The organism is Microcystis wesenbergii FACHB-1317 (assembly GCF_014696875.1).
Lineage (GTDB): Bacteria > Cyanobacteriota > Cyanobacteriia > Cyanobacteriales > Microcystaceae > Microcystis > Microcystis wesenbergii_A.
Genome location: NZ_JACJQV010000157.1, coordinates 1 through 10,015 on the forward strand (window position 1 = coordinate 1; position 10,015 = coordinate 10,015).

The following is a 10,015-nucleotide window of genomic DNA, read 5'->3' on the forward strand; positions in this document are numbered from 1 at the left end:
TAATCCATAATTTTGCTAATAAACATAGCAAAATTATAGATGATTTCCTGACCTAAGATCACATTTTATTCTTTTTTCCACTTCAATCTAAGAATTGAGAAAAAAGCAAAACCCTCCATTATACCATAAAAAAATTATGCAAGAGGTCTAATCTCGCTGCCGCTACCAGTATTCTCGCCGGGTTAGTATTAAATCGAGAGACGATTAAAAATATTCTTCGGAGTGACATTATGAGAGAATCCGTCATCTATCAAGATATTTTAGAGGAAGGTAGAGAGGAAGGTAGAGGGGAAGGCCAAGAAGAAAAAGCTCGACAAATTGCCCTAAAAATGCTATCTGCTGGCTTTCCTATCCCGGAAATCGCCCAATTTACCGATTTATCCCCCGCAACTATCGAGGAATTACAATCGAGAGACGATTAAAAAAATCCTTCGGAGTGACATCATGAGAGAATCAGTCATCTATCAAGATATTTTAGAGGAAGGAGAATTATCCGCTAAATTAAACTCTATTCCCCGTTTATCGGCCTTAGGATTAACTAGAGAACAAATTGACCAAGCTTTAGACTTAGAGATTGAACAAGTACCACAAGTCATTGAGGGACAAAATTGAGTGAAAACGGACAGTATTTTCTATCGTCTCTTTGAGACTTTTCCTGAAAGTTTCTTTGACTTGCTCAATCTTCCCCCAGAAACCGTCAATCATTATCAATTTTCCTCCCTAGAAGTTAAACAACTCGCTTTTCGTTTAGATGGGGTCTTTCTTCCCGATAACCTTAATGATCCGATTTACTTTGTTGAGGTACAATTTCAAAAAGATGAACGGGTTTACTCCCGCTTTTTTAGTGAAATATTTCTCTATTTTCATCAGAGTGAGAGTAATAACAATTGGCAAGGGGTGATCATTTATCCTCATCGGGAAATTGAAAATAGTCCCAAATCTCGTTATCAAGAATTCTTTGAGTCAGGCCGGGTTAACTGTTATTATCTAAATCAGTTAGGTGAGGGGGATTCTCTGGGGGTAAAAGTGTTACAATTAATTGTGGAATCGGAACCGAACACCTTAGCCCAAGGCCAAGAACTGATTCAACAGGTTAGACAACAATTCCAGGAGTCTTTAAAAAGAGAGGACATTCTAGAATTAATTGAGACAATTCTCATTTATAAATTGCCCAAATTAAACCGTAAGGAGATTGAAAAAATGTTTAGTTTAAGTGATTTAAGAGAAACTAAAGTCTATCAAGAAGCTTTAGAGGAAGGAGAGGAAAAAGGACGGCGAGAAGGCAGAGAGGAAGGCCGAGAGGAAGGAGAATTATCCGCTAAAAAAAGCCTAATTTTGCGTCAGCTAAACTTAAAACTCGGTTCTATTCCTTTAAAGGTAGAACAAAAAATTAAACAGTTAAATCCTAATCAACTGGATAATTTAGCTCTTGCTTTATTGGACTTTTCGGATTGGGAAGATTTGCACCAATGGTTAAATTAATAGGATTAACTAGAGAACAAATTGCCCAAGCTTTAGACTTAGATATTGAACGAGTACCACAAGTCATTGAGGGACAAAATTGAGTGAAAACGGACAGTATTTTCTATCGTCTCTTTGAGACTTTTCCTGAAAGTTTCTTTGATTTGCTCAATCTTCCCCCGGAAACCGTCAATCATTATCAATTTTCCTCCCTAGAAGTTAAACAACTAGCTTTTCGTTTAGATGGGGTCTTTCTTCCCGATAACCTGAATGATCCGATTTACTTTGTCGAGGTACAATTTCAAAAAGATGAACGGTTTTACTCCCGCTTTTTCAGTGAAATATTTCTCTATTTTCATCAGAGTGAAAGTAATAACAATTGGCAAGGGGTGATCATTTATCCTCATCGGGAAATTGAAAATAGTCCCAAATCTCGTTATCAAGAATTCTTTGAGTCAGGCCGGGTTAACTGTTATTATCTAAATCAGTTAGGTGAGGGGGATTCTCTGGGGGTAAAAGTGTTACAATTAATTGTAGAATCGGAACCAAACACCTTAGCACAGGGAAAAGAACTGATTCAACAAGTTAGACAACAATTTCAGGAGTCTTTAAAAAGACAAGACATTCTCGAATTAATTGAGACAATTCTCATTTATAAATTGCCCAAATTAAACCGTAAGGAGATTGAAAAAATGTTTAGTTTAAGTGATTTAAGAGAAACTAAAGTCTATCAAGAAGCTTTAGAGGAAGGCCGAGAAGAAGGACGAGAAGAAGGACGAGAAGAAGGAGAATTATCCGCTAAAAAAAGCCTAATTTTGCGTCAGCTAAATTTAAAACTAGGTTCCATTCCTTTCAAGATAGAACAAAAAATTAAACAGTTAAATCCTAATCAACTGGATAATTTAGCTCTTGCTTTGTTGGACTTTTCGGATTTGGAAGATTTGCAACAATGGTTAAATTAAATAAAAAAGCCTTAGATTCAACCAAGATATTCTAGGGGAAGGAGAGGAAAAAGGCAAAGAGGAAAAAGCTCGACAAATTGCCCTAAAAATGCTATCTGCTGGCTTTCCTATCCCAGAAATAGCCCGATTTACCGATTTATCCCGCGACGCGATCAAGGAATTACAAAGGCAAAACGCTCGCGATGTTTGATAATATTTGTACCCAGAGGTTCAATCAGACTTAACATCTAGTACCGAGATGTTCGAGTAGTGCTTAAGTTTTGGGTAATGATTTGGTAGTAGTGCCGTAGCCCTCTTGCTGATCTGGTAAAAAGTGTATAAAATATTTACTATGGCATAGAACGAGTTAGTTAGGACGCTTTCAATTTTCAAACTCTTATCGGTCAAGGGTTTCAGCGATTGATTGTCCTAACCACCCCGCTCTTTGCTATAAAAAAAATAATTGGCTCAAATCAGTCTTTAAAACTCTAACTTGATGACGACTTTTCTGATAAATATCTTTTGATGGCTTACTCAAAGCCACTGATTACTGATTACTGATAATTGCCATGTTAAAGCAATTGAAATAAAACCGAGAGATTATTAGCTGGCATAGGAATTACTTCTAACAATTGTAAACCTCGATCGCTCGCTTCTTGCACCACATCTTCTAAATTCCTAACTCCCCAAGCAGAGTTTTGAGAACAAAGGGAAAAATCAAAGCTTTCATTACTAGGAGAAGTATGTTTTCCCTGTCGTTTATAGGGACCATAAAGATAGAGGATTCCCCCCGGATTAAGAATTCGACTTGCTCCTGCCATTAACGCTAAACAAGCGGACCAAGGGGCGATATGAATCATATTAATATTAACAATGGCATTAATGACGATATTTTCCCTCTCTACCGCCCAAACTGACTGATGAACATCGATAAATAGGGGGCGATCGAGATTAGAACTAGGATAATAATCACACCAACTGCGAATACTATCTAGAGCCAGAGGGTTACAATCCGAGGGAATCCAACGACAAGGAGCAAGACGAGGGGCAAAAAAAACAGCGTGTTCACCCGTGCCGCTAGATATTTCTAGGATATTGCCAGTCTTTGGTAAAAATTGGCTGAGAACTTCTAAAATCGGCTGACGATTGCGTTCTGTTGCCGGAGCATATTGACGTAAATCAGACATAACTAGGGTTTGCGGCAAAAAGTTGGTTGGTGGGGTTAGGAGTCAGTAGCCGGTCGTCGGTCGTCGGTCGTCAGGAGGATTATTTTTATTTATTCTCCCTTCTCCCCATCCTACTCTGCAATAATTACTGGCAGCCAGAAATACGTTGGTTTCATATCATACTTTGTGCTTTTTGTCAAAAAAACTTTTTTTTTGCAATAAAACTACACAAAAAAAAGATCATCGTTGTGGGTGAAATTGACTAATTTACCCGTCTTAATTAGGATAACCTTCTAGGTGTGGCAAGGGTTTCAACCATTGCTGCCTAAAAAAGCACAGAATAGCCCATTATGAAATTCAGTAAAATCGCTGTAACCATTGTAACATCGTTGTTAAATAAAAATCTTTCTCAATTAATTTTTAAGAATTTATAAATATTGCGGAATGTTAATTTAAATATTCTCAAGTTTTTGGCATCAATCAATAATTTTTGCTTATCTTTAGCGAACATTGGGTTAGGAGTCAGTCATCAGTTATCAGTCATCAGTTATCAGTTATCAGTTATCAGTCATCAGTCATCAGTGTCAGCTTTTTTCTCCCTTCTCCCTGCTCCCATCTCCCCCCGCAACGCGCACGAAGTGGTCTCCCCTCTCCCCATCTCCCCTCTCCCCCCGCAACGCGCACGAAGTGGTCTCCCCTCTCCCCATCTCCCTGCTCCAGAAAAATATTAAGTTTTATTAAGAAGTTAGTGACAAAACACCAGCTTTAATCTCTATTATCGTAGTAAGTGGCTTTTGACCCGAATCAAGCCGGTCAAGATAAATAGTAACTTTTGCCCATCATCAAACAACGATTGTCAGTCTAACTAAAACAGTCGCTGTGGCCATGCCCTCGTGATCAATTCCTATGTCAACCCTGGTTATTGTCGAATCCCCCACCAAAGCTCGGACGATCAGTAATTATCTGCCTAGCGGCTACCGAGTCCAAGCCTCCATGGGCCACATCCGCGATCTGCCCGCCTCCGCCGAAGAAGTTCCCCCCGCCCACAAAGACAAATCCTGGGCTAATTTGGGCGTGGATGTGGAGAACGATTTCGACCCCCTCTACGTCGTCCCCAAAACCAAAAGTAAAATCGTCAAAGAATTAAAAGAAGCCCTCAAAGGCGCGAGCGAACTGATCCTCGCCACTGACGAAGATCGGGAAGGAGAAAGTATCAGTTGGCATCTCTTACAGGTACTCAACCCGAAAGTCCCCACCAAAAGGATGGTATTTCATGAAATCACCAAAGAGGCAATCCAAGCGGCCTTAAAAAATTGTCGCTCCATCGACGAAAATTTAGTTCACGCCCAAGAAACCCGGCGCATACTCGATCGCCTCTACGGTTACACCCTCTCCCCCCTACTCTGGAAAAAAATCTCCAAAGGTTTATCCGCCGGCCGCGTACAATCCGTCGCCGTGCGTCTGCTCGTACAACGGGAACGGGAAAGACGGGCTTTTAAAACCGCCAATTATTGGGACCTGAAAGCCACCCTCGAAAAGGACAAAAATCAATTCGACTCGAAATTAGTCACCTTAAACGGTCAAAAAGTGGCAAATGGGAGCGATTTCGATGCCGACACTGGCAGACTGCTCCCCGATCGCCAGGTGACACTTTTGGATCAAGCCACCGCCGCCGCCTTAAAAGAACGCATCCAAGACAAAATCTGGCGCGTTAGCCACACCGAAGAAAAACCCACCACTCGCAAACCATCCCCCCCCTTCACCACCTCCACCCTACAGCAAGAGGCTAACCGGAAACTGGGCATATCGGCCCGGGACACCATGCGAATCGCCCAAAATCTTTACGAACAGGGCTACATCACCTATATGCGGACCGATTCCGTCCATCTTTCCGATCAGGCCATCACCGCCGCCCGCAATTGTGTAGAACAAATGTACGGAAAAAATTATCTCAGTCCCCAACCCCGGCAATACACCACCAAAAGCAAAGGCGCACAGGAGGCCCACGAAGCCATCCGACCGGCCGGCAGTAGCTTTCGCCTGCCCCGGGAAACCGGACTGAGCGGACTAGAATTCGCCCTCTACGACCTAATCTGGAAACGTACCGTCGCCTCACAGATGGCCGATGCCCGCATTACCCAGATCGCCGTCAATATTCAGGTAGAAAATGCCGGATTTCGCTCCTCTGGCAAAAGAATCGACTTCCCTGGCTTTTTCCGCGCCTATGTGGAAGGTTCCGACGATCCCGAAGCGGCGATCGACGACCAAGAAATAATCCTACCCCCCCTCAGCGTCGGTGACACCCCCAATTGTCGCAAACTAGAGGCGATTAGCCACGATACCCAACCTCCCGCCCGTTATAGCGAAGCCTCCCTCGTAAAAACCCTCGAAAGTGAAGGAATCGGGCGACCCAGCACCTACGCCACCATTCTCGGCACAATTATCGATCGCGGTTATGCCCAAATGCGGAATAAAACCCTCATTCCCACCTTCACCGCTTTTGCCGTGGTTAGTTTATTAGAAAACCATTTCCCCGACCTAGTAGATCCCAAATTTACCTCGAAAATGGAAGAAACCCTCGACCATATCGCCACCGGTTCCGCCCAATGGTTGCCCTATCTCGATCGCTTCTATCGGGGGGAAAAGGGGCTAGAAAGCCAAGTCAAAGAGCGCGAGAGTCAAATTAACTCTAGCACCGCTAAATCGGTGATTTTAGAGGATTTACAGGCAACTATCAAGATCGGCAAATACGGACCCTATCTGGAAGTCTCCCGAGGCGATGAAATCCTCACCGCTTCCATCCCCGCCGATTTAACCCCAGCGGATCTGAACCCCGAACAGGTAGAAACCCTGCTGCGACAAAAAACCGCAGGTCCGGATAAAATCGGTCTTCATCCCGACACCGGAGAGCCGATTTATCTGCTGGTGGGTAGTTACGGCCCCTACGTCCAGTTAGGAGATATCAGCGATGACAATCCCAAACCGAAACGCGCCTCCTTACCCAAAGGAGTAAAACCCGAGGACATCACCCTCGAACAAGCGGTGGGTTTATTAGCACTGCCGCGACTGCTGGGAACCCATCCCCTCACCGGAGGCAAAATCAAAGCCAGTTTAGGTCGTTTCGGCCCCTATATAGTTCAGGAAGAGGGCAAAGAAAAAGAATATCGTTCCTTGAAAGCCAGCGATGATGTCTTAACTATAACCCTCGATCGAGCCTTGGCCTTATTAGCCGAACCGAAAAAAGCTCGCGGCGCTCGTGGTTCTACCAAACCACCTTTAAAAGAATTGGGTAAACATCCCGACGATGGGGAATCCGTGGCATTGTACGAAGGTCCCTACGGAGTTTATATCAAGCACGGTAAGACTAACGCCAAGATTCCCGAAGGAGAAACCGCCGAAACCCTGACTCTAGAACAAGCTTTAGTTGCCCTAGCAGCCAAGACAACCACTGCCAAGAAAACCACCACCAAGAAAACTACTTCTAGCACCACTAAAAAAACTACTTCCCCAGGCAGTAAAACTGGCAAAAGTAAGACGGTTTAGCGGTTACTGGTGAGGCGATTTTCTCCCTGGTCAATTCCTCACCTGATGCGGCGACAAATCTGGCTGGCTTTTTTGTCTTTTGCACCACTTTGAACGGGCTGCTCCCATACCCCAAATTCCCTACTGTAAAGCAATCGCCATCGCTTCTTGGGGAATTTGTCGGTAAATTGGTTTTAAAAATTGTTCTATGGCATCCGATTCGGGGGCAGCGAGGGGAAAATTGCCTAAAATGTTGAGAATGGTTTGATTTTCACTCCCCGGTGTGATGACAACTAGGGAGGGATCTAGCTCTTCATCGTACTGCCAAAAGCGATCGATAGCGCTGTCGGGGGCAGTTTTTTCAACTACTGTCGGGGGTTCACTGACTGCTAAAGGTTGATTATCAGAGGAATAGGAGCGTTTTTCTCGTAAAGCTTCCAGAATTTGGCTTTTGGTTCGGCCGCGCAGTTGCAAAAGCAGCAAGGGATCGACACTAAAACGATCGCCCAATTGATAGTATACTGCTCCTATATGTTTGCAGGGGTTGGCTTGATCGGGACAGGTACAACGAGAGCGAATATCAGCTAGGGAAAAGGGAAACAAATTCACCCCACTATCGATAAAAACATGCTCGATATGATCGGGCATTTGTCCGGTGAGCAATTGAGCGGAATAAATGGCTTTTTTGGAGAGAAGCTTAATAATATAATCCCATTCTTCATCACTAAAAGCCGCTAGGGATAAATCCACTAGATAAGGTTCGGATTCACTGCCTTGTACTCTAGCAATAACTTGCGAGTCTTCAAAGTCAATACTTAAAACATTGCCTTCTCTAGCGTACAGTCTAGCTCGTTCCAAACGTTTTTTAAAGCGATAGGAATCGAGTAGTTCTAACCATTTTTGTACCCACCAAGCTTGTTCTGTCATTTTTTATTTACCCTACAGCTGATCAGCTTCGTTACCAACCAAAAGATATATTTTGAGTTACCTATGATTACTGATTACTGATTACTGCTCACTGATTACTGCTCACTGATTAAAATCCGCCGGGGCTTAAATAACTGGGATTTTCCTGTAGGGAAGTATCGAAGGGATTGGATAAATCTTGGGTGCGAATTAAGGGGCCAGACTGTTGCTGCTGCATGACATCATAGTATAAAGTTTCGGTCAATTTAGCATCCCTAGTAATCAGATTATCGAAATAGGAACCTTGGGGAAAAGTACGCCAACCAAAAAGAGAGTTTAACTGTCCTAAAATGTTGGTGTAGTCGTAGAAACGCCCCGTATTGTTATTAACAGCCCGGTTAAATAAACCGGGGATATTATTAAATCTCACCGCCGTATCGGGAGAGGGGACAAGTTGCAATTGTTGGGTTTTTACCGGTGCGGGAGTAGTGGCGGGTGAATTTTGGGCGATCGCACTAGACGAACTCAACCAGACTAAACCGGTTAAACAAAACAGGGAAGGAAGTAAAAATTTAGCGCGCATGGGTAAAAATCTCCTCACAGGGATAGGGTTAATTAAAAAATCGCGTCAATGGGATGAGAAAGAAATCAATACTAGCGATCGAGTCAATATATAATGACTTTTGGCTTAATTGTAACCGAAATTTTGGAGTCAGTCAGGCTCCCAATCCTGAAAATATGGCTAATTCCTCGGTAGCGAATCTCGATACTGCTTCCCTGCGTCAATTTCTCCTCGATGCTCTTGTCCGTCTTGCCTATCGGGAAGGGGATTTCACCCTGTCTTCAGGGCAAAAAAGCAGCTACTATATCAACGGTAAACAAGTTACCCTCACTGCGGAGGGAGCTTTAGCCGTCGGGCGTTTATTGCTGTCTCTACTGCCTCCAGATACCCAAGCGGTGGCAGGATTAACCCTAGGGGCGGATCCGATTGTCAGCGCCGTTAGTGTGGTATCTGCCTACGAAAATCGCCCGATTCCAGCCTTAATCGTCCGCAAAGAGGCAAAAGGTCACGGAACCATGGCTTATATCGAGGGGCCGACTTTAAACCCCGGGGCCGCGGTGGTCGTCCTCGAAGATGTGGTGACAACGGGGAAAAGTGCCATGGTAGCGGTAGAAAGATTACGCAATGCGGGTTATCAAGTAGATTTAATCATTGCTTTGGTGGATAGAGAACAAGGAGGGGCGGAATTTTACCAATCTCAGGGAATACAGTTTCAAGCTTTGTTTTCGATTCGGGACCTACAGGCGGCTTATCATCATAAATAGGGTATGCTGAAAAAGTTTTTCCTGGGGGCAGGGGGGTTTTACCAGTTTTGAGGTGGCCAATTACCTAATTTTCAGGGAAAAAGTCCCGGAATTTTCCCCCTGATCACTCCCATGCCTGGTACTTTTTGATTAACAAAAAGTCTAAAAGTCTTACCCAACAGGGTTTTTAGATTTTTTCAGCAAACCCTAAATAGCGGCGATTGGCGAGAAACGCTCGATAACTGGGTTTTAACAATCGGTAAAACTTATCGGATGTTGTCTTGAGAAAATGGCTGTATTTTTTTCCTGTGAATAATTGGTAACTAACTGAGGTTGTCGGCGCTAAGAAACAGATGGGAACATTGATAGATTCAGACCCTAACTAACCTAGGTTGCTAAGCTAAAACGCACTTAAACCACCTAAAATAGAAATAGTAACTTGAGAAAAATCCTACTTATGCCAGCCAAAGATTTCCTAGACTTAGAAGAAAAGAAAAACTTACAAAAAGCTCTTAAAGAAGAAGAAAGAGCAGAGGTTAGGGAAAGAATTTTAATGTTTCTCTTGCTAAACGACGGAAAAACTCAACGAGAAATAGCTGAGTTTATTGGCTGTTCACTCAAAACGGTCGCCCCTTGGTGTGTTCACGGCGATCCTAACAATTTAGAAAGTCTAGAAGATGGGAGAAAAAATGGAAATCATAAAAAAGCCACAGA

General features: G+C 43.4%; 11 protein-coding genes and 1 pseudogene. 9 read left to right on the forward strand and 3 right to left on the reverse strand.

Translation table 11 applies throughout. The features are described from left to right. Positions 1–143: 143 nt before the first annotated feature. The 5 genes and pseudogenes from H6F92_RS26060 to H6F92_RS13780 form a co-directional block, all read left to right on the forward strand. Positions 144–422 (forward strand): annotated as a pseudogene (locus H6F92_RS26060) (hypothetical protein); the annotation flags it as partial. A 22-nt stretch (positions 423–444) separates the two neighbouring features. Then, positions 445–612 (forward strand): hypothetical protein, encoded by a 168-nt coding sequence (locus tag H6F92_RS13765; protein ID WP_190358369.1) that lies wholly within the window; start codon positions 445–447, stop codon positions 610–612. Further along, positions 613–1,482 carry an Rpn family recombination-promoting nuclease/putative transposase gene (locus H6F92_RS13770; protein WP_190358370.1) on the forward strand — a complete coding sequence of 290 codons (870 nt, stop codon included), beginning with the start codon at positions 613–615 and terminating at the stop codon, positions 1,480–1,482. It abuts the gene before it with no gap. Then, positions 1,470–1,565 carry a plasmid maintenance system killer protein gene (locus H6F92_RS13775; protein WP_190358371.1) on the forward strand — a complete coding sequence of 32 codons (96 nt, stop codon included), beginning with the start codon at positions 1,470–1,472 and terminating at the stop codon, positions 1,563–1,565. The genes H6F92_RS13770 and H6F92_RS13775 overlap by 13 nt, the downstream gene beginning before the upstream one ends. After that, entirely contained in the window at positions 1,566–2,423 is an 858-nt protein-coding gene (locus H6F92_RS13780) for an Rpn family recombination-promoting nuclease/putative transposase (RefSeq protein WP_190358372.1), read from the forward strand. A gap of 551 nt (positions 2,424–2,974) precedes the next feature. On the opposite strand, the gene H6F92_RS13785 is transcribed toward H6F92_RS13780, so the two are convergent. Beyond that, positions 2,975–3,589 (reverse strand): DUF938 domain-containing protein, encoded by a 615-nt coding sequence (locus H6F92_RS13785; RefSeq protein WP_190358373.1) that lies wholly within the window; start codon positions 3,587–3,589, stop codon positions 2,975–2,977. 416 nt (positions 3,590–4,005) lie between these two features. Here H6F92_RS13785 and H6F92_RS26810 point away from each other — a divergent pair, with 416 nt between their 5' ends. Next, on the forward strand, positions 4,006–4,299 hold the full coding sequence (locus H6F92_RS26810) for a hypothetical protein (RefSeq protein ID WP_265795757.1): 294 nt from the start codon (positions 4,006–4,008) through the stop codon (positions 4,297–4,299). Positions 4,300–4,474: 175 nt separating this feature from the next. Then, complete coding sequence (topA, locus tag H6F92_RS13790; RefSeq protein ID WP_190358374.1) at positions 4,475–7,111, forward strand: type I DNA topoisomerase; 2,637 nt, start codon at positions 4,475–4,477, stop codon at positions 7,109–7,111. 120 nt (positions 7,112–7,231) lie between these two features. Here topA and H6F92_RS13795 read toward each other — a convergent pair whose 3' ends face one another. Then, a complete protein-coding gene (locus tag H6F92_RS13795) occupies positions 7,232–8,017 on the reverse strand; it encodes an SWIM zinc finger family protein (protein WP_190358375.1) in 786 nt (261 codons plus the stop codon). Between the two features lie 109 nt (positions 8,018–8,126). Beyond that, a complete protein-coding gene (locus tag H6F92_RS13800) occupies positions 8,127–8,579 on the reverse strand; it encodes a porin (RefSeq protein WP_190358376.1) in 453 nt (150 codons plus the stop codon). Positions 8,580–8,632: 53 nt separating this feature from the next. On the opposite strand from H6F92_RS13800, the gene pyrE reads away from it, so the two are divergent. Together pyrE and H6F92_RS13810 are read left to right on the forward strand one after the other, a co-directional pair. Beyond that, on the forward strand, positions 8,633–9,322 hold the full coding sequence (pyrE, locus tag H6F92_RS13805) for an orotate phosphoribosyltransferase (RefSeq protein WP_190358377.1): 690 nt from the start codon (positions 8,633–8,635) through the stop codon (positions 9,320–9,322). A 436-nt stretch (positions 9,323–9,758) separates the two neighbouring features. Continuing rightward, positions 9,759–10,015: helix-turn-helix domain-containing protein (locus H6F92_RS13810; RefSeq protein WP_190356818.1), on the forward strand; the 257-nt coding region annotated here is incomplete at its 3' end.